Source organism: Paenibacillus methanolicus, from assembly GCF_008124765.1.
In the GTDB taxonomy this organism is placed as follows: domain Bacteria; phylum Bacillota; class Bacilli; order Paenibacillales; family Paenibacillaceae; genus Paenibacillus_Z; species Paenibacillus_Z methanolicus.
In genome coordinates, this window is the sequence record NZ_VNHS01000001.1 from 1,061,812 (window position 1) to 1,082,275 (window position 20,464).

At 58.6% G+C, this 20,464-nt stretch carries 13 protein-coding genes and 2 pseudogenes; 3 read left to right on the top strand and 12 right to left on the bottom strand.

Going from position 1 to position 20,464, the window contains the following annotated elements; all coding sequences use genetic code 11:
• Positions 1–97: 97 nt before the first annotated feature.
• From BCM02_RS04115 to BCM02_RS04125, 3 genes are all read left to right on the top strand, one after another.
• The gene (locus tag BCM02_RS04115) at positions 98–1,114 is read left to right on the top strand and encodes a Gfo/Idh/MocA family protein (protein ID WP_148927749.1); all 1,017 of its coding nucleotides are present in this window, start codon (positions 98–100) and stop codon (positions 1,112–1,114) included.
• On the top strand, positions 1,111–2,106 hold the full coding sequence (locus tag BCM02_RS04120; protein ID WP_148927750.1) for a Gfo/Idh/MocA family protein: 996 nt from the start codon (positions 1,111–1,113) through the stop codon (positions 2,104–2,106). The genes BCM02_RS04115 and BCM02_RS04120 overlap by 4 nt, the downstream gene beginning before the upstream one ends.
• Before the next feature lie 197 nt (positions 2,107–2,303).
• A complete protein-coding gene (locus BCM02_RS04125) occupies positions 2,304–2,909 on the top strand; it encodes an ANTAR domain-containing response regulator (protein WP_148927751.1) in 606 nt (201 codons plus the stop codon).
• 66 nt (positions 2,910–2,975) lie between these two features.
• Here BCM02_RS04125 and BCM02_RS04130 read toward each other — a convergent pair whose 3' ends face one another.
• From BCM02_RS04130 to BCM02_RS04185, 12 genes and pseudogenes are all read right to left on the bottom strand, one after another.
• Positions 2,976–5,528, bottom strand: a complete 2,553-nt coding sequence (locus BCM02_RS04130) for an EAL domain-containing protein (protein WP_187434013.1) — start codon at positions 5,526–5,528, stop codon at positions 2,976–2,978.
• Between the two features lie 272 nt (positions 5,529–5,800).
• A complete protein-coding gene (locus BCM02_RS04135; RefSeq protein ID WP_148927967.1) occupies positions 5,801–5,944 on the bottom strand; it encodes a helix-turn-helix domain-containing protein in 144 nt (47 codons plus the stop codon).
• Positions 5,934–6,433, bottom strand: a pseudogene (locus BCM02_RS04140) (carbohydrate ABC transporter permease); the annotation flags it as partial. The gene BCM02_RS04135 and the pseudogene BCM02_RS04140, both read right to left, overlap by 11 nt.
• A gap of 73 nt (positions 6,434–6,506) precedes the next feature.
• Positions 6,507–7,189: pseudogene (locus BCM02_RS04145) on the bottom strand (carbohydrate ABC transporter permease).
• A 204-nt stretch (positions 7,190–7,393) separates the two neighbouring features.
• Complete coding sequence (locus tag BCM02_RS04150) at positions 7,394–9,334, bottom strand: PAS domain S-box protein (protein ID WP_148927753.1); 1,941 nt, start codon at positions 9,332–9,334, stop codon at positions 7,394–7,396.
• Between the two features lie 181 nt (positions 9,335–9,515).
• Complete coding sequence (locus BCM02_RS04155) at positions 9,516–11,864, bottom strand: diguanylate cyclase (protein ID WP_148927754.1); 2,349 nt, start codon at positions 11,862–11,864, stop codon at positions 9,516–9,518.
• A 717-nt stretch (positions 11,865–12,581) separates the two neighbouring features.
• Positions 12,582–13,649, bottom strand: coding sequence for an ABC transporter substrate-binding protein (locus BCM02_RS04160; RefSeq protein WP_148927755.1), 1,068 nt, complete (start codon positions 13,647–13,649; stop codon positions 12,582–12,584).
• 36 nt (positions 13,650–13,685) lie between these two features.
• Entirely contained in the window at positions 13,686–14,018 is a 333-nt protein-coding gene (locus BCM02_RS04165) for a 4Fe-4S dicluster domain-containing protein (protein WP_148927756.1), read from the bottom strand.
• Positions 14,015–15,634: an FAD-dependent oxidoreductase gene (locus BCM02_RS04170; protein ID WP_148927757.1), complete on the bottom strand. Its 1,620-nt coding sequence runs from the start codon at positions 15,632–15,634 to the stop codon at positions 14,015–14,017. The genes BCM02_RS04165 and BCM02_RS04170 overlap by 4 nt, the downstream gene beginning before the upstream one ends.
• Before the next feature lie 63 nt (positions 15,635–15,697).
• Positions 15,698–16,561: an ABC transporter permease gene (locus tag BCM02_RS04175; protein WP_246183221.1), complete on the bottom strand. Its 864-nt coding sequence runs from the start codon at positions 16,559–16,561 to the stop codon at positions 15,698–15,700.
• 331 nt (positions 16,562–16,892) lie between these two features.
• Positions 16,893–17,699: an ABC transporter permease gene (locus tag BCM02_RS04180; protein WP_246183186.1), complete on the bottom strand. Its 807-nt coding sequence runs from the start codon at positions 17,697–17,699 to the stop codon at positions 16,893–16,895.
• 318 nt (positions 17,700–18,017) lie between these two features.
• On the bottom strand, positions 18,018–20,456 hold the full coding sequence (locus BCM02_RS04185; protein WP_148927760.1) for a beta-mannosidase: 2,439 nt from the start codon (positions 20,454–20,456) through the stop codon (positions 18,018–18,020).
• Between the last annotated feature and the right edge of the window lie 8 nt (positions 20,457–20,464).

Consider the following 20,464-nt stretch of genomic DNA (forward strand, 5'->3'; position numbering starts at 1 on the left):
GGTTTGCACGCCTGATAAGGCGGGCAGCATTCGGATCAAAGGGGATTGGTTTGCACGCCTGACAGGGCGATCTCTCAATAACAAGGAGTGCTGATGGATGAAAGTTGCCGTATTAGGCTGCGGCGGGCTGGGACATGTCCACGCGCGCATTTACGCCGGGATGGAGGAAGTGTCGTTGACCGCGGTATGCGATATCGATGCCGGCCGGGCGGATCGTCTTGCCGAAGAGCTGGGCGTCGCCGCCTACGCCGATTTCCGCGACATGCTTGAGGAGGCGGAGTTTGACGTGATCAGCATCGCGGTGCCGAGCTGGCTGCATCACGCGTACGCCGTCCAGGCCGCCCGCGCGGGGAAACACGTCATCTGCGAGAAGCCGATCGCGCTGACGGCGGAAGACGCCCGCGACATGATCGACGTCTGCGAGGCGAATGGGGTTCGGCTGTTCATTGGTCACGTCGTTCGGTTCTTCCCGGACTATGTCCACCTGAAGCAAACGTTGGATAACGGCGCGATCGGCAAGCCAGGCGTCGCGCACGCCTCCCGCAAAGGCGGACATCCCGCCGCGACGCATCCTTGGTATGCCGACGAAGCCAAAAGCGGAGGCGTCATCGTCGATCTGATGATTCACGATCTGGACTTTCTTCGTTGGTCGTTCGGCGAAGTCGCCCGGGTATACGGCATGGTTCGCAATGAAGAATTGTTGGAATACGCGCTCGTCACGCTGGAATTCGAAAGCGGCGCCGTCGCGAACGTGGAGGCATATTGGGGCTATCCAGGCCAATTCCAGACGAAAGCCGAGCTGGCCGGCAGCGGCGGCATCGTGCAGACTAGCAGCTTGGACAGCAGCTCGGTACGCGTTCACCGAAGAGAGTCGGCGTCCGAGAACGGGCCGTTCGTCGCGATTCCCGGCAGCCCGAGCTTCCATTCTCCGTACGAGCTGGAGCTGAAGCATTTTATCGCTTGTATCCGAGGCGAAGCCGAGCCGGCGGTCACCGCCCAAGATGCGCTGCGAGCGCTTGAGATCGCGCTCGCCGCCAAGCAGAGCAGCCAGACCGGCCATCCCGTGCAGCTCGCTCCCGCCGCTCAAGGATACCATGGAGGTGACCACCGATGACAACGTTACGAATCGGCATGATCAGCTTCGCCCACGGCCATGCGTTCGCCTATTTTCACGCGCTGCGCCGCATGCCAGGCATCGAAATCTCAGGCATCGCCGACCCGGAGCGAGGACGCGTCCAATCGCTTACGGATGAATTCGGCATCCGTTACTTTGCGGATTACGAACAGCTGCTCGCGCTCGGCCTGGATGCCGTCGTCATTTGCTCCGAGAACGCGCTGCACGCCGAGCATGCGATCGCGGCCGCCAGAAGCGGCGCGCACGTCTTGTGCGAGAAACCGCTCGGCATAACGCCGGAACAGATGGATGCGATGATTCTCGCCTGCCGCGATCAAAGCGTCCAGCTGATGACCGCCTTCCCCTGCCGTTACCTGCCTGCGGTGCGCGAAGCCAAGCGGCTGATCGATCAAGGCGAGATCGGCGACATCGTGGCGATCAAGGGGACGAACCGCGGAACCTTCCCGGGCGGTTGGTTCGTCCGCCCCGAGTTGTCCGGCGGCGGCGCGCTGCTTGACCATACCGTCCACGTGATGGACTTGATGCACTGGATAACCGGCGCTAAGGCGGACACCGTCTATGCATACGCGGCGAACCTATTCCAGCCCGGACTGGATGTGGACGACGCCGGCATGCTCCACGTCCGTTTCGACAGCGGCGCGATCGGCGTCATCGATACGAGCTGGTCGCGACAAGCGCCTTTCCCGACGTGGGGAGACGTGACCATGGAAATCACCGGCACGCGAGGTTCGCTCTTCGTCGACGCGCTCGCCCAGAAGAACGAAGTGTACAGTCGGTCCGCAGACCAAGGAAGATGGGATTATTGGGGAGACGACATGGATACGCATATGATCCAGGCGTTCATTGATGCGATACGCAGCGGCAAGCCCGTGCCGATCAGCGGCGAAGACGGACGGCGGGCGGCGCTAGTCGCGCTGACGGGCTATCGCTCGATCGAAGCCGGACGCGCGATTCCGTTAATCGAGGCATAGCGAATGATTGAGAGAGCAGCTCGCCGGAGCTGCTCTTTTTTGGATGCATAAATAATCTAACCACCGCTCCCTTACCCTTATAACCAATAATGACGTAAACAAATATAACACCATAGAAAATTTAATTCAGAAATCAGATAGACAACGGCGAATTACGTTATATAATGTTACATAACTAACCAAAAGGAGTTCGGAGCATGCGTGCCTTAGTCGTAATTGAAAATCGGAATATGCCGTCCCGGGAGTCAAGCGATGGCTTCCATTCCCCCGCATCGGCGGCGGCCGTCTTGCTCCGGAGCGGCTATCAGGTGACGTCCGCGTTCACGTGCGAGCAAGCCCTTCCCCTCTTGCCGGGCGCGGAAGCCTGCGTGCTTGACGTTCCGGTATCGGTCTTCTCCGAATGGAGAGAACAGCTAACCGTCCACCGCGCGCTCCCCATATTATGGTGGTATTCCGAGCATACCGCCAACCTGAAGCCCTCCGCCAACTTAGGCAGCATCGCGGCGGACGGCATCCTCTCTGCCAGCATGAATCCTGCTGAACTTGAATGGGCCTTCTATTTCGGCGCGAGGGCTTATCAAACCAGGCGGCAATGGGCCAAGGAACGGGAGCAGCTGCTTACCCGACTGGAAGAGCGCAAGTGGATCGAGCGGGCGAAGGGCCTTCTGTCCAGCATGAGGAGCATCTCGGAGGCCGAAGCGTACGATATGCTCCGCAAGCAGGCCATGAACGAACGCAGGCGCATCGGGGATGTCGCCGCTTCGGTCGTGAACGCTTATCAACTTCTGCATGAACGACCTTAGCCTGCCAAACGCAAAAAAGGAACAGCCGCCAACGGATGGCGGTTGTTCCTCTTTGTATTCGCGTCGTTACTGCGCTTCCGGCTTAACGACGGTCTCGAAGTCCGGACGAAGCGGATCGTAGTTCTTAATGAACGCTTCCGTCCAATCCGCGGCCGGCCTCGGCTTGCTTAACAGATAGCCTTGGAGCACGTCGCACGACTCTTGCCTCAAGTAAGCCAGCTGCTGCTGCGTCTCGACGCCTTCCGCGGTCACGCGCAGCTTCAAGCTGTGCGCCATCGCGATGATCGTCTTGACGATTTCTTTCTCGTCCTCGTTCTCGTTCTGCACGAACGACTTGTCGATCTTGAGCACGTCCATCGGGAATCTCGCCAAGTAGCTGAGCGAGGAGTAGCCCGTGCCGAAGTCGTCCAGCGCGATTCGAATTCCGAGCGCCTTCAATTCCTTAAGCGTCTGAATGACGATATCCTCGTTATATATCGCCACGTTCTCGGTAATTTCGAGCGTCAGGCAGGACGGATCAAGCCTCGTGCTCTCCAGCACGGCGCGTACGTTGGCCACCAGATCCGGCTCCAGAAATTGCTTGCCCGACAAATTGACGGCAACGCCCAGCTGCCTACGGCCTTTGCGCTGCCAATTCTTCGTTTGTCTGCAGGCCTCCTGAAGCGTCCATAACCCGATGTCGCCGATGATTCCGGTCTCCTCGGCGATCGCGATGAATTCCACCGGGGAGACGAAGCCCAGCTCCGGATGCGTCCAGCGAATGAGCGCCTCGTTGCTGACGATCCGGCCGCTCTGCAGGTCGACGAGCGGTTGATAGACGAGCGAGAATTGCTTCTGCTCCAGCGCTACGCGGAGGCCGGTCTCGATGACGATCCGGCGCTGCAGCTCCTCTTGCATTTTGCGATTGAACAACGTGTAGGCGTTCCCGCCCTGCTGCTTCGCCTTGAACATCGCCACGTCGGCGGATGAGACCAGGACGTCTTCCGAACGGCCGTCAGCCGGATAGCTGCTAATCCCGATACTAACCGTCGTCTTGAACGCGTTGCCTTCCCAGGCGAACGGTCTCGCCAATCGAGCCAGCAAGCTCTTCGCATAGGCAAGCGTCTGTTCTTCGTCCGTTCCGGATAGGATGACGATAAACTCGTCTCCGCCCATACGGTAAGCGATCGCGTCCGAAGGAAGCATATCCGATATACGCGCAGCGATCTCTTGCAGCAGCGCATCGCCCATGCCATGGCCGTACAGATCGTTCGCATTCTTGAACCGGTCTACGTCGATGAAGGCAAGATAGAACGGGCTCGTCCCCTCTTCATGAATTCGTCTGGCCAGTTCGCGTTGGAACGCAAGGCGGTTGTACAGTCCGGTCAAAGAATCGTGAAACGCCACGTGAAGCGCATCTTCGTTCTTCTGGTTCAACTCGCTCATCGTATTCAGCAGGTTGGTCGAGAGCAGATTGAACCGTTCGGTCAATTGCCCAAGCTCGTCCCTGCGCCCGACGTGAACCGTCTCGCCGAAATTCCCTTTGGCGATCTCCTCGACTCCGCGAAGCAGCCGTTTGATCGGATTCAGCAAGAATCCCGCCAGCAAATAAGAGACCGCGAACAGGAGAAGCAGCAGAATGCCGAATCGCTTGAAATCCGCCATCATCCGCACGTTCAGCTCCCGTTCGACGATATCGTAATCGTAGACGATGGCAAGCACGTATGGCGGATTCGTCTGAAGCGGGATATAGCTCTTCAAAATATTCCGGCCCAGCGCTCTCGTGATGTCCGTCACTTGGGCGCCGGACTCCCAAGCTTTCGCGATATTGGCGAAATCTTGACCGTTCCGGTATACATAGGTCCCGTAGCGGATCGGATGATTGTCCAGAGGCTGGAACATCGCGTTATCCAGCTCCTCCACGTTCACCAGCTGCCGAATGGTTAACGGATTGAAGACCGTGAATTCCATTAAGCCTTCCACGCTTTTCATTTGCCGTTCGAAAATCGCTTCCGGGCTCATCTGGCTTTTGAGCTTGACAAAGGAACTTTCCTGGATGAACAAGTTGAGCAAATAGTCGGTCGAGCCATCGTTATAGAATCCCCATCGCTCGTTCTTTGCGACGACCGAGGTTTTGTTCGCGAACGCGCTCGTCCAATAATAGCGATGCGTCTGGCCGTCCGCATCGGTCACTTGCTGACGGCCGAGCAGCTCCTGCAGCGCGCCATCCCAGATCTCCCGATCCGTGGCCCGAATGCCGATATCCTTCGGATTCGACGCGCGCAGCGACTCGATGCCGCCGTTCGCCTCGCCGAACAAAGTGATAGAGGAGATGTCCATTTCCTCCACCAACGCGGCCAATTGTTCGTTGGAGACGTCGTCGATTCGCTTGGGCAGCCTCGACTGCGCCGCTTGCGAAGCGAATTTCAACTTATCGTCCATCGACTGCTGCGCCACATCGAAGCCGTTCTGCGCGTATTCCGCGCTTATCGCCATCTGGCGGGAGAGCATGCCGAACTTATTATTAAGATTGTCGATTAACATATCCTTTGCCGATAGGAAGGATAACATGCCGTGAAGCGCCAAGAGAACGGACATGGACAATGTGATGAGCAGCGCAATTTTAGTTTTGAGTGACATCCGAATCTCGAACTCCCGCATCAGAATCGACTTGGTCTACGATAATAATGAAGCCGTGTATTAAAATTTTATCATTGTCCGCGTAAATTCGCCATTCTTATTCGTCATTTTTCGACAGAGAAAATATTGTCACCGGATCGACAAATAGAGCAGCCATTCGGCTGCCCGGATTCCCCTCCCCTATGCTCATGTCTTCACGCTGCAAGTTAACCCCTCTCTGAGGAGATTCGTCCCGGCTACCCGCGTACTCGGCTGCCTCGCGCATGCCGCCGTTAACCGCGGTACTCGGCCGGCGTCACGCCCGCGTGCGCCTTGAACGTCTTGATGAAGTAGCTTTGATTGTCGTAAATGAGACGGTCGCAAATCTCTTGAACCGTATGCTGCGTTTGATCCAACAGCTTCTTGGCCCGCTCCATCTTCTGGTCGGTCACTGGCCGACTCGATGAACTCCTGATGGATGCCCATGAAGAACTGCCGGAGCATGAACGTGCCGAGCACGCTGAAGCTGCCCAGCAGAATCAAGCCCAGATGGCTGTCGAACAGCCCGATCTGGCGGTACAGTATGAACTGCGGAATTAAGATCGCTTGACCGGGCACCATATAGGTCGCCAATACGACGAGGAAGACATAGCCGCTCCCTTTGAACCGGATCCTGGAGAAACCGTACGCCGCGAGCGCGGAGATGAATGCCGAGACGACCGTCGTGGTCAACCCACCTTAACCGAATTGAGATAATACTTCCAGAACGGGTAATCGCCGGCCCACACCTCCTTGTAGTTGGCGATCGCGTTCCACTGCTTCGGGATCCATTCCACCGGATAGACGAACACGCCCTACTCGACCTTGAACGACGTCGCCAGCATCCAGATGAAAGGCAGCAAGAACAGGATGCTGATCGCGAACATGAACACCGTGAGCAACCCTTTGCGCCGGTTGAAGCCTTCCCTTCCCTTACGACACGCGTCAACCACCTCTCTCCTAATAATTGACCCATCGCTTCTGCGCGATCCATTGTCCGAACGTGATCGGCAGCACGAACACGAACAGCACGACGGCGATCGACGACGCGTAACCGACCTTCAAATTGACGAATGCCGTGTCGTACAAATACCACACCATGAGCGACGTCGAGCCGATCGGGCCGCCCTGTGTCATGACCGCGATAATATCGAACACCTTGAACGTTGCGATCATGCCCGTCACGAGCAGGAAGCACGACGTCGGCGACAAGAGCGGGAACGTGATCCGGCTGAATCTCGTCCAGCCGCCGGCCCCGTCGATAGCCGCGGCTTCGTACAGATCCTTCGGAATCGATTGCAAGCCCGCGATGTAGATGTGAGGTTGAATCCGATCGACGTCCAGATGACGATCATCATGATCGAGACCAGCGCGAAGTTCGGATCGGCGATCCACATCGGCGGGTTGACGATGCCTAAGCCGACCCAATCGATGCCGCTCCAGCCCTGCACGAAATTCCAATCGGCGAAGCTGAGCACGATCGTAGCCAAGATCGGAAGCAGCACCAGCAGGAACACGCCGATCAGCATCGGGCTAACGAACAGCCAACCCGCCATGTTCTCGCCGGCAGCCAGCGAACGCAGACGCGACCTTGCGGCATGCCGGGACGAGACCGCGCCGGCGCGCGCCGTCGTCTTATTCATGATTAGACACCTCGTTTCGCAAGCGTAGTTGTCCTTATTATAGAGAATCCGGCACTGTCCGCGATGACGGTATTTTGATCAATTTGGCGCTTATATTGACCTCTTCCGGATGAAATGAAAAAGGCGGCCGCCGGACGAAACATCCGGTGAACCGCCTTCCTACATCTTCATTCGCTTACTCGCGTCGCTTGTCTCTCTTCCGAACTAGCCCGCCGATAAATTCGGCTCGTGCTGTTCCTTATACCGTTCGATCACGGTCGAGATGGCGTCGATGCTGATCGGCTTGCTTATATAATCGTCCATCCCCAGCGCCAAGTATTTCTGCTTGTCGCCTTTGATCGCATGCGCCGTCACGGCGACGACGACCGGTATCTTCTTACCCGCCTGCGATTCCTTGATGAGCTTGCACGCCTCGAGTCCGTCCATGATCGGCAGCTGGATGTCCATGAACACAATATCGTACGGATACCGCTGATGCGCCTCGACCGCTTCGCGGCCATCGGACACGACGGTTGCCGTATAGCCTAGTTTCTCGATCATCCGTTTCAACACGATTTGGTTCACCTCGTTGTCCTCGGCGATCAGAATTTTGAGCGATTGATGCGTGAGGTTGCTCTCCTCGTCCGGTTGATCGCCGCTGGCGCTCTGGCGCGAAGCCGTTTGGAATCGCACGGTGAACCGGAACGTGGAGCCCGGTTCGCCTTCCGTCGTCTCGTACCATATTCGCCCGCCCAACAGTTCGACCAGCTTCTTGCAGATCGCAAGGCCGAGTCCGGTTCCTTCGACGGAGCGGGACATGAAGGAATCGACCTGATAGAACGGCTCGAACAAATAAGGAATCTTCTCTAACGGAACGCCGACCCCCGTATCCCGAACCGCGAATTCGAGCGTCACCTCCTCCTCCTGCCGTCCGGCTTGACGAACTGAGATGGCGATCGCTCCGTTCGGCGTGAACTTCAGCGCGTTGCTCAGCAGGTTCATCAAGATTTGCCGCAGCTTCATGATGTCGCCGCAGACGAACTCCGGAACGGACGAGCTGACGGAGGTGGAAATATCCAGATTCTTCTGCATGGCTTTGGGCAAAAACATATTCAGCGTGTCCAGCAGAACGTCGCGTACCTTGAAGTGGCTCTCGACGAGCTCCTCCTTGCCGGATTCGATCTTCGAGAAATCGAGAATGTCGTTGATGATCGTCAGCAGCGTCTCGCCGCTCTTCTTGATAATCTGCACGTATTCCCGCTGTTCGGCGTCTAGACTCGTTTCCATGAGCAGGTCCGTAATCCCGATGACCCCATTCATCGGCGTGCGGATTTCGTGGCTCATCATCGCCAGAAATTCGCTCTTCGCTTTGTTCGTCTTCTCCGCGGCTTCCTTTTCGATCATCAGCTTCTTCTGTTCCGTCATGTCCTTGGCGATCAAATAGAAGCCGACCGATCTCCCGTGGATAATGATCGGCGCGAGCGTGCATAACACTTCGACGGCGCCGTCCTCCCGGTTCAGGATGAAGTTCAAGTTCTGCTCGACCGACTGATAATCCGACTTCATCTCGAAGATCCGCTCCAGATTGGCTTGACCGATCAACCTGGCGATGCTGGAGCCGATCAGCTCGGGAATCGTATAGCCGGTCAACTGTTCCGCCATTTGGTTCCCGTTCATGATTTTGCCGTCGAGCCCGAACGAGATGATGGCGTCATGATTGTACTTCTTCAGCGACGTATAGCGTTCAATGCTTTCCTGCAGACTTTGCTCGGCAATCTTGCTCTTCGAAATATCGACGACTTGCAAAATATAGAACAGCGGCTGCCCGGAATGCTCTTCGCGCGCAAGCGAAATCTGAGCCGACGCCCAAATAGTCCTGCCTTCTTCCTTCGTGTACGTAATCTCGATATCGATCAGCGACTCCTGGCCGTCGACTAATCGGGTCAACAGAGATTCGAGCCCTTCTCTGCCCTCGCCGCTCAATAGCGACTTCGGGTCTTGTTGGACGATCTCCTCCTCCGTGTAACCGAAAATGCGGCATGCGGACGGATTGATGCTGAGCCACATATATTCCAGCGAGATGAACGCGATGCCGATCGGGGAATGATGAAAGACATGATCGAATAGCGCTCGGTGACCAATGGTATGTATAGGACTCGACTGCATAATAATTACAGCTCCTTCCAGGTGGTAGACAAAGAAATATTCATTTTTACCCGTTTCGCTTACGCGCGAAACATCCCAACAAAAAAAGCCCTCGCGGGCTTTTTTTTGAATGACAGGAATGAGCTTGACTCGCGAACGCGTGCCTCCGGTACAAGACGTCACCAGCGCCGCTTCACCTCGTCTAATCTATCGGAGCGACCGATTCGATATACGATACGCCGACCACCCGGTTCCGCCCGGCCGACTTGGCCGCATATAACGCTTGGTCCGCGGTATCGATGATGAAGGTCGATTCGCCGATCTCTTCGGCCGGCCATATCGCCGTGCCGATGCTGACGGTGACGATACCGGCCGCCGACCGCTCATTCGGCGTGTCGAGCGATTGGACGGCTGCGCGCACCGACTCCGCGAATTCGGCCGCCTCCGAAGGCAAAGTTCCCGGCATGATACAGGCGAACTCCTCGCCGCCATAACGAGCCGCGAAAAAATCTTGCGCTTCGGCCAACTCGCCAAAAATGTCCGCTACCTGTTTCAAGCACGCATCTCCCGCCACGTGACCATACGTGTCGTTGAACGACTTAAAGGCGTCGATATCCATCATCATCAGCGTAAGCGACACGCCCCGTTCGCGGCAGCGCTCGCGTTCCTGGTCCAGCTGCCGGTCGAAGCTTCTCCGGTTGTGAAGCCCGGTCAGTCCGTCCACGTTGGAGAGCAGCTCCAATCTACGGTTCGCTTCGATCAATTTTTCTTCAGCCTGCTTCCGCCGGCTGATATTGCTGACCGATACGACAACCTCATGCACGCGTCCTTCTTTGAAGACGGGATTGAATGTCGAGAAGAACGTGAATCTGCCGTGTCCGTATTCGCATTCGACGACTTGTCCGCTCCAAGCAAGCGCGTATTGCTCGCGCATAAATTCCAGCAACCGGGGCGGAGATGCCGCTGCCAACGACTGGCTGATCAGCTGCTGCGGGGTGACGCCGATCTCCTTCAGCATTTGGCCGTCGGCCAACGTATAAATGAAATCATCGCCAACCTTTTTATATTTGAGCACGACGCCGTGTTGGAAGTGAATCGTATCGGCCAAATCGCGCTGCAAGGTCAAGATTTGTTCCTCGTTGCGCTTTCTCCGCGTGATATCGCGAATGATGCTGCTGTAATATCGAATGCCTGACGCTTCCCATATGCTGTACGACAGCTCGATCGGGAATATCGTGCCGTCTTTGCGACGCCCGAACGCTTCAACCGTATTCTGCTTTGCCCGAGCATGGTCCAAGTGGTTTATGATTCGGTCAATGCGTTTCAAATACAACTTGCGACGCCGCTCGGGAATGAGGATGCTAACCGGCTGTCCGAGCGCTTCTTGCTCCGAATAGCCGAACGTGCGGCTCGCGCCGTAATTCCACGAAACGATATTCAACTCGCTGTCCGCGATAACGATGCCATCCTTGCTCGAATCGACGATCGAGCTGAAACGCGCTTCCGATTCCAGCAGCGCCAGCGCCATGCTGATGCTTGGCGTCAGATCCTCGACGAATTTCATGACCCGAGCGTTAAAGAAATTCGGCGTGGACGAGCCCAGATTCAGCAGCGCGATGACTCTGTTCTTATATCGGATCGGCACATGGATCGAGGAACGCGCCCCTCGTTCGTAAATCGCCACCTCTAGCAAGCCTTTGGGCTGGCGTACCGTCCAATCCGGATAGATCGAGGAATGACCGGCAAGCGCCCGCTCGAGCGCTTCGATATCCGCGAGCGACACGCTGCTGCCGATTCGGTTGTATTCGCCGCCGCTCAGAAAGCCGACTAGTTGATACCGATGGTTGCGGATCGCCACGATGCTGCCTAGGTCCGTTCGGAACAGATCGCTTAACTCGCGAAGCGTTTTCTCATAGATATCGTTCACATTGTCAATGTTATGGAAGGAGTGGATCATGTCGTACAGCTTCTTGTTGAGAAAATGCCGGTCATACGTGTTTTTGAGGAAATAAATGCAGCCAAACACGAACAAGCTTCCGACCAGGAAGAAGACTTCCATCATCCAGAGCTTGCTCAAGGCCATCCCGTTGGCTTGAAGCACGTAACCGTAGAACAAACCGGTGAGTAACATAGCCGTAGAGGTGTTGAGCAGCCATAGCCGCCAAAAGGCAATGATCCGCTCGGCCGCGATGCCGGACAGCATGCCGATCAGCATGACCAGCGCGACCGCCGCGACCGCTTGGGGCGTGAAGCCGTCGAACAGCGCGAACCTTCCCGTCGAGATGAGGCCGGCCGCGAGCAGCGAGCTTCGCAACCCGCCGAAATACGCGGCGAGCAGAACCGGGATCAACCGCAAATCCAGCAGTACCGAATCGGCTACTTCCACGCTGAACAGCATCATGAGCATGCCGAAGAACGAATGGTAGACGCCGATTAGGACGCGCATGCGCCAAGTCGTTTTGAACCGGTCGGGCAAGCGCTTGAAGACGAACATGCTTAAGAATAAGGATGCGGTCAAAATGAAAAAGTCCGCGACGAAAAAAGATACCATGGAATGCCCCGCCTTTAGGTTCTCGTTGTCTCGCGATTCCGGAACAAGATATTAGCATCTTTATCGGTTCGGTCCGGGTTGTACTTTAGCGTTTTCACAAAGTCGCTCCCCCGCACCCCCTCCGCCGAGGGGGCCAATGCTGTCAGGTTAAGAAGGGCTGCGCCCCGTTGACCCCACTTTTATTGCTCCCTCCTCCCACCTCCTCCGCCGAGGAGGCTCCAAAGGGCTTTGCCCTCTGGACTCCCTATTTCGTGCTGGCCTGTTTGTTCGCGGTCGGCGGGTTGCTTCGAGCGGGGCACGCTTTTGTCCTGACGGACAAAGCTTCATCTCGACTCCCCTTTCGTGCTAGTTCGCTTGTTCGCGGTCGGCGGGAAGGCTTGGGTGTGGCACGCTTTTGTCCTCCCGGACAAAGCTTCAGTGGGTGTTACGTCAGTACTAAGACACAAGCCTGTCTACATGGCTGCCGGTGGCTTCACCGTACGCTTTTTCTTAACCTGACCGCATTGCCGAGGGGGCTCAGAGGGCTCTGCCCTCTGGACATCCGCTTTCGTGCTTGCTCGATTGGCGGTGGACGGCGGGTGATTCGATTGGGGCACGCTTTTGTCCTGACGGACAAGGCTCTTACTTCGTTGGAGCTTACACTCCCTCCAGTCGCACCACAGAGGGGTAAAAAAATAAAAACCGCCGGAGCGCGAGCTGCCGGCGGCGTTCGTATGATTATTCGGATTTCAGCACCCAATCGTCCAGTTCGAAGTCTTTCTTGGCGAGCTTCTCCTCCACCAGGAACGCTTTCGTGCCGTCCAGCAGCTTCAGCCCCGGATCGGTGAACGGAACGTCCTTGATGTAGCTGATCGGACTCGCTTTCTTGACGAGCTCGACGGTCGTGCCTTGCTGCTCCGCAATGAACGCGTAATATTCCTCTTCGTGCTGCTTCAGATCCTCTATCGCCTTCAACCGGGCGGCGTTCCACGCCTTCGGGAAGTCCGGGAATTTCGCCAAATAATCCTCGGACACGACCGTCGCGCTCGTCCCGTACAGCTCGGGATGCTTCGTCGCGTCGTCCAAATGCGCGTAACCCGCTTCAATTAATTTCAACGCGAACACGCCGTTGTTGGTCATCGCGTCCACGTCGCCGCGCGCGAGCGCGGCTTCGCCGTCCGGACGCAGCATATGCACGAATTTGACGTCCTCGATCCCTTCGGACTTCACCAGACCCGCGACATACCGATGCATGAAAGAGCCTTTCTGAATGGCGATCGTCTTGCCTTTCAGCTCCTGCAGCGTCTTGGGGCCGTCCTTCTTCCCGATGAGATAGCCGATCGAGTCCGTCGCCCCTTGCGTGATCAACCTCGTCTTGGCGCCCGAGGCGCGCGCGAGAATCGCCGGCGTATCTCCGAGACTGCCCATGTCCAGCCGGCCGCTGATGAGCGACTCGCTCTGGTCCGGACCGTTCGGGAATCCGGTCAGCTTCACCTCGGTAATGCCGTGTTTCTTGAGCTCTTCTTGAATGATGCCTTTATAGAAGCCCCAACCTTCCGCCCCGCCTGGCAAATTCAACTTGTTCGTGCCGATATAGCCGTAATTCAGCACGGCCGGTACGTCGCCCGCCGGTTCGGCCGCAGCCGTCTTGGCTTCGCCGCCATTGCCGGCGCCGCTCGCAGCGGCGTTCGAGCTCCCGCCATTATTGGCGGAGCCGCATGCTTGCATGAATGCCAGCGTCAGCAGCAAGCCGACGATGAACGCGGCCCGCCAAGCCGCGCCGCCCCCTTTTCTTTGCGTGTGCATCGTTAAACCCCTCTCTTGCTCCGTTTGCCGTCTCGATTAGAAGCTCGTTCGTTTCGCCAGTTCATACATGAACGCATGACTCGCGACCGGCTGACGGCCTCTGCCCCATCCGACCTTCTCCCGGTAGCCCCCGAGCAATCCTTCGCCTTCGGCCTGCGCCTCGCTGATCAGCGTAAGCCCTTCGGAATCCGGCGCGACATATAGCGCATCCACCGGGCAATACAGCTCGCACATGAAGCAGGTTTGGCAGTCGCTCTGTCTCGCGATGACCGGAATGCCGTCCTGTACGCGATCGAACACGTTCGTCGGGCAGACGCTGACGCATTGGTTGCAAGAGATGCACTTCGTCTCGCTGATGATTTCGATCAACCTGTAACAGCCTCCTTCGTTACGCTCTCCTTCTTCACATACACGTCATCCAGCCCGCCGCTGATCAAACGGTAGTGCTGCGCTTCGTCCAGCGTAGGGAAATCCTCCCGCTTGTGCATGCCGCGCGTCTCGGTCCGGGCGATCGCCGTATGATACATCCACCGCGCCGTGGCCGTCATCGCCGCCGCTTCGCGGGCTTTGACGCCTTCCGTCGTGCGGGCGACGTCCCGGCCCTTAAGCTCGTTCCAGATGCCGTCCAGTCGGCCGATCGATTCGTTCAGCCCCTTCTCCGTGCGGAACAAATTGATGCTGTACGGCTGCACCTCCGCTTGAACCGCGCGCACCGCCTCCTGCGTGGCGGCCGCCGATTTGGCGGAATCCCCGACGGTATGCCCTTCGGCGGCGATCGGAGCGGACGAGAGCCCGCCGACGTTCCGATCCGCCGCATGACTGCCAAGTTTCAGCGCGTAGGCGGCCGCGCCTTCGCCGGCGAACGATCCCGAAGACATGGCCCATGCCGCGTTGTGGCTGCCGCCGCCGGTGAAGCCGCCGCAGATCAGTTGACGGGTCGCCGCGTCGCCGGCCGCGTACAAGCCGGGCACCTTGGTCGCGCACGTCTCATCCGTAATATGGATGCCGCCCGTGCCGCGCACCGTGCCTTCCAACCGCAGCGTGACAGGGAATTTGTCCGCGAAGGGGTCGATGCCCATTCGGTCGAACGGCAGGAAGAAATTCGTCTGGCCGACGCGCAGGAGCGGCCGCAGATCTTCCGGAGCCTGATCGAGCCTAGCGTACACTTGCCTGCCAGACTGCAGGTTGCGCGCGATGATCGAGCGACCTCGCTGGGAGCCTGCCCCTTCGACGACGGAACCATCCTCGTAATAGAAACTGGCGTATTTGTAATAAGCCGTCTTCGTCACGGAAGAGAACGTCGGCGAGATCGCGTAGGCGTTCGAGAATTCCATGCCCGACAGCTCGGCGCCCGCCTCGGCCGCCAATAAGTAACCGTCGCCGGTCAAGACGTTGCAGCCGAGCGCCCTGCTCAGGAACGCGCAGCCCCCCGTCGCGATGACGACCGCGCCAGCCTGAACGCGCCATGTTCCGCCGGCCTGCGTGCGAACGCCGGCCGCTCCGCCAACGCCGTGCTCGTCGGCGAGCAGTTCCAGCGCCGGCGAGTGGTCGAGAATTTTAACGCCGGCCTTCTGTACGAGCCTGCGCATGAGACGCATGTATTCCGGTCCCTGCAGTCCTCGCTTGTAAGGGTTGCCTCCATCGTCGAGCGGGAAAGGATAGCCCCATTCGCCGAGTTTGTTCATATTCGCGTACGTCCGGTCGAGCACGCGGTCCATCCAGCCGTTCTCCGCCAGCTGCCCGCCGAGCGCGAAGCGGCTTTGTTTCGCTTCTTCGCGCATCTTCTCCTCCGGCTTCACATACCAGACGCCCGTGCCCGAAGGCGCCGTCGCGCCGCTCGAACCGCAATAACCCTTATCCGCGAGCACCACCTTCGCGCCGCCGGAAGCCGCCGTTATCGCGGCCCAAGTTCCTGCGGGTCCGCCGCCGATCACCAACACGTCGGTCTTCAATCGCAATTCGCCTGTCGCTGTCTTTTCGCTCAATCCCCTCTACCTCCCAATATTCGTTATGCGTATGGTTCAATGCCGTTGTTGCCTCGAATGTCTTCAGCCTTGGTAGCCGTCTCTCCAGCGCAGCCATCTGCGTTCGAGCAGCCGCACCAAGGAATCGATCAGCTTGCCGACGACCGCGAAGAGCAGGATGCCGACGAAGATGATGTCCGTCGCCGCGTTCTGCTTCGCTTCATTAATGAGAAACCCGACGCCGGACCGCGACCCGATCAGCTCGGCGACGACCAGCCCGATCCACGAGACGGCCAGCGACAAGCGAAGGCCGAGCAGCAGATGCGGCGCCGCCGAGGGAATCGTCAGCCGGGTCAACCGCCTCAGCGGCCGAAACTCCAGCGTTCGCGCGACCTCGAACAGCTTGTTGTCGGCGCTCCGGATGCCCAGGTACGTATTCAAGTACATCGGGAAAAAGGCGCCGTTCGCGATAATCACGACCTTCGACACTTCGCCGAAGCCGAACCACAGAATGATGAGCGGCGCCACCGCAAGATGAGGCACGAGCCGCAGCAGCTGCACGCTCGGATCCAGCACGTACTCCGCTTCCCGCAACAGGCCGGTCAGCAAGCCCAGCAGCAGGCCGAGCGAACCGCCGATCGCGAAGCCGGTCAGCGCGCGTCCGATGCTTACGCCTAGATGATGAAGCAGCTCGCCGGAACCGAGCAGTCCCGCCAGCCGTTCCGCGATCGCAATCGGCGTCGGCAGAAATTCGGGCGACGCGATCCCCGAGCTCCCCGCGTATTGCCATGCCGCCAGCAACACGATCGGCAGGATCAATGCCAAACCCAGATCCGCGCCCGTGCGCTTCCAATAGCCGGGGCGTCTCGGCTGGTTATGGGAGGCTCCGTTCGCCGGCCTCGGGGGTCCGACCGGCGGCGCCGGCCGCCAAGCAACCGCTTCGGCGATGGCGTCCGACCCTGCGCGATACGCGCGCTCGCCAGCCGCAGCCGCGGCTGCTTCCGCGATGACGGGAAGCGGCGCCGCCCCGGCCTGCGAGGGCGATGCGCGGTTGTCGAACCGCGGCGACTGGACGCGCGTCTCTTCCGTTACGGGAGACCGCACCGCTTCCTCGGCGCCGGCGCCGCGAGTTCGAAAGTCTGGATCTACCCTCGCCTGCTCGCTCCCCCCAGCGTCCGCGATCGCCGCTCCCGCCCGACGTGGCGTCTGCTGCGCATGACGGATGTCATCTCTTGCCGCAGCTTCCGAACCGTTGCTCATCCGTACCGCTCCTCTCCCGTTATCCTTTGTAACTGTCCTGCCACCGAAGCATTCGCCGCTCTAAGTAACGGACGAGCGAATCGCTAAGCTTCCCGACCGCCGCGAAGACGAGAATGCCGACGAACACGACGGGCGTATCGCTGAATTGGCGGGCATCCGACATGAGGTAACCGATGCCCGAAGTGGAGGCGATGAGTTCCGCCACGACGAGCCCCAGCCATGAGAGGCCGACCGAGAGGCGCACGCCCAGCAGCACGTTCGGCAGCGCGGCCGGAATGACCAGCCGGGTAATGAGCTTCAGCCGGCTGAACCCCAACACTTTGGCCACCTCGAACAGCTTGTTGTCGACATTGCGGATGCCGAGGAACGTATTGATATAGAGCGGGAAGAATGCGCTCTTGGCAATCAGCAGCACTTTGGACTCCTCGCCGATGCCGAACCACAGAATGAAGAGCGGGACGATCGCCAGGCTGGGCACCATGCGGATCATTTGGACCGTTGGATCGAGCACCCGCTCCGTCACGCGGAATAACCCCACCGCAAGCCCCAGCAGCAGACCGAGTCCGCCGCCGAGGGCGAAGCCGGTCAACGCGCGCGCCAGGCTGATCTGCAGATGCTCGGCGAGCGCGCCGGATGCGGCCAGCGAGACGAACGCCTCCGCGATCGAATATGGCGTCGGGAAGAGCAGCGGCGATATGCGCTCGTAATGGCCCAACACCTGCCAAGCGATCAACAGCGCAGCCGGGAACGCGAATCCCAACGCCGCGATCGTGCTTCGTTTGTACACCCTTCTTCCCGTCAGCGCTCCGGCCTTCGTTCCGTTCATAGCCGCTTCTCCCCTTTGTCCATTCTTGTGACCGAGCATTACGCGAATAGCGCCAAAAAATCAAAAAGAGACATGCTCATTCGAGATGTCTCCGTAGATACGGTTGACGGTATAAGTAATCGCATCGTCCCTTGGAACGCGAAGAGGCCTCCGATTACAAGAATCGAAAGCCTCCAACTGGATTGGTAGACGGTATGCGAATGTGGTCATTTGATTAAGCTAATTATTCCGATGTATCAAGTGTGATATTAAATTAGCATGACCGGATTGCACTGTCAAGCAAAAACTTGAACCCGCATCCGTTCCCGGCATGCTTGCCTACACGTATCCGATGCTCGTTACGCCGTTCAAGCTGAGCAGCGTTGGCTGCACGTCGCCTTGCGATGCGCCTCTCGGCAGCGCGATCGTCCGCGATTCGCCTGCCTTCAGATCGAAGCCGTTGTCGCTGAGCGCCCCGGTCACGTCCGCGATCCACACATCCTTCGCGAACACGCGGCTTATCACCGTCCATTCCTCGCCATCCGCGGTCTCCTTGCGCTGGATTTCGAGGGATGGCGGCTTCAAGCGGAGCGCATGCGGCTTGCCCAGCAAATAGCTGTTCCGCGCAAGCAGCCGCTCGCCCTCGTACAAAAGGACGAACAGGACGACACGGGAAGGATCGTATCCGCCGACCGCAATCTGACCGATTCGGGTCGAACGGAAGCCGGTTCCGACAGCTTCGATTTCTTCCGTATGCACGGTCGTCTCCGTTTCGATGTCGTACAGCTCAACGACGATTTTGCCTTGGAAATCGCCGCGTTCATGGATGAGGAATAACTCGGCTTGGCCGTCGCCAGGCAAGATTTTAGCCAGCGCGTTCGGCGTTTGGAAGCTGCGTTTCATCGCGTAGTACGAAGGCTTGTATACTTTATTGTAATCCACGATCGACCAACTGATCGACGGCCACAGGTCGCTCCACTGCCAGATCAGCGCCCCGGACGTATCCGGCATGCGGGATATCCAATGCTCTACGGCCAGCCTGAGCGCATTCGCCTGCATCAACTGATTGACGTACACGAATTCCCGCTTGCTCGCCGGCAGGCGATAATCGCCCGCCGTATAATACAGGAGTCGCTGAAGACCGTTCGGCGCCTTCTGCATGCTGACGAACTTCGGATCGCGCAAGTCCGCTTCCGGGTCGACGGCATCCAGCACCTGCATGGACGGGTACGACTGCATGCCGAACTCCGACAAGAAACGGCCGTTCACGCTCGCGTAATCCTCGTACGGATGCGTCCGTCCCCACACATGCCAGTAATGCATGTCGCCGCATGTCTCGTTATTCGCCGAGCTGTCGACGCTCAAGTCGTACGGGCTTGTCGGCCAATACGGCCGAAGCGTGTCGACGGCCGCGGCGTCCGCGAGCACTTCGAAGAATAGTTTCTCCCCATAACCTTCGCGGCGATGCTTCTTGCTGTTCACGATAAAATGCTGATTCTCGTTGTTCCCGCACCAGAGCACGATGCTCGGATGGTCGCCGTACGCGGCGACGACATGATCCGCTTCCCGCCGCACGAGCGCGCAGAAGGCGTCGTCGTCCGGGTAATCGCCGCACGCGAACATGAAATCCTGCCAGACCAGAATGCCGAGCCGGTCGCATGCGTCATAGAACGCTTGGTTCTCGTACGTACCGCCGCCCCAGATGCGAATCATGTTCATGTTCGCGGCCGCGATCGCTTCGATCTCGTCCAAGTAGGTCTGCGGACTGTCGAGATTCGGATACAGGGTGAGCGGGATCCAGTTGACGCCCTTGCACAAGATCGGCACGCCGTTGATCTCGAACACGAACTTCCGCCCTTGTTCGTCGTATGGCTGGGCGATCCGAACTTCGCGGACGCCGACGGTGCAAGCCGACTCGGATACGCACCCTTTCGCCCTTACTTCGACTTCCAGCCGGTACAACGGCTGCTCGCCGTAGCCGATCGGATACCAGCGCTTCGGATTCGCGATCGCGAGCGGCGCGGCGCAGCGGTTCTCGCCCGGCGCAAGCTCGGCCGATACGGAAGCCTCTGCGACGACGGCCTCGCCGTCGAGCAGCCGCCATTCGATCGTCGAAGGCCGCGCGGAGCCGGTCGTATTCGCGATCCGCACGCTAGCGTTCACGAGCGCCTGCGCATCCGATACGAACGGCAGCTGATATACCGGCTTCTCCGCGCGGATGCCGCCGTGCGCTTCGACGCGGACGGACTGGTGAATGCCGACCGTCACCAGTCTTGGCCCCCAGTCCCATCCATAGCCGTATTGGGCTTTGCGTCCGAACAACCGCGCGGGGATTCCGTTCCACAGCTTCAACGGATCGCCGAATTGTCGCTCCATATCCTGCAAAGTTCGGGTAGGCGACGCGATCATCACGAGGAGTTTGTTGTCCTCCTGGGCCAACTCCGTAATGTCGCATCGTACGGGCAGCCACATATTGTCGGCGCGGGCGATGGTCTGGCCGTTCAGCTCGATCTCGGCATACGTATCGATGCCTTCGAATACCAGCTCGATCCGCTTCGCTCCAAGCGATTCGGGCGTAAGCCGGAAGCTCCGGCTATACGTCCAGTCATCGTGCTCGATCCACTCGATTTTCTCCTCTAGAAGCGTATCGTACAGATCCGGCAGCACCCCCTGTTCGGTCAAATCCTTCTGTACGAAACCGGGAACGACGGCCGGATAGGTCGTGCCCGTCCGCTCGTTCTTCACCGTCCAAGCGCCTTCTAGCGTAATGGATATCATATGGAGGA

Bases quoted from the DNA above. Each gene is read 5' to 3' on its own strand.
- BCM02_RS04155 (WP_148927754.1), bottom strand. From the start codon at position 11,864: ATGGTATCTTTTTTCGTCGCGGACTTTTTCATTTTGACCGCATCCTTA.
- BCM02_RS04150 (WP_148927753.1), bottom strand. From the start codon at position 9,334: ATGCAGTCGAGTCCTATACATACCATTGGTCACCGAGCGCTATTCGAT.
- BCM02_RS04185 (WP_148927760.1), bottom strand. From the start codon at position 20,456: ATGATATCCATTACGCTAGAAGGCGCTTGGACGGTGAAGAACGAGCGG.
- BCM02_RS04125 (WP_148927751.1), top strand. From the start codon at position 2,304: ATGCGTGCCTTAGTCGTAATTGAAAATCGGAATATGCCGTCCCGGGAG.
- BCM02_RS04115 (WP_148927749.1), top strand. From the start codon at position 98: ATGAAAGTTGCCGTATTAGGCTGCGGCGGGCTGGGACATGTCCACGCG.
- BCM02_RS04130 (WP_187434013.1), bottom strand. From the start codon at position 5,528: ATGTCACTCAAAACTAAAATTGCGCTGCTCATCACATTGTCCATGTCC.
- BCM02_RS04180 (WP_246183186.1), bottom strand. From the start codon at position 17,699: ATGAACGGAACGAAGGCCGGAGCGCTGACGGGAAGAAGGGTGTACAAA.
- BCM02_RS04160 (WP_148927755.1), bottom strand. From the start codon at position 13,649: ATGCACACGCAAAGAAAAGGGGGCGGCGCGGCTTGGCGGGCCGCGTTC.
- BCM02_RS04120 (WP_148927750.1), top strand. From the start codon at position 1,111: ATGACAACGTTACGAATCGGCATGATCAGCTTCGCCCACGGCCATGCG.
- BCM02_RS04135 (WP_148927967.1), bottom strand. From the start codon at position 5,944: ATGGAGCGGGCCAAGAAGCTGTTGGATCAAACGCAGCATACGGTTCAA.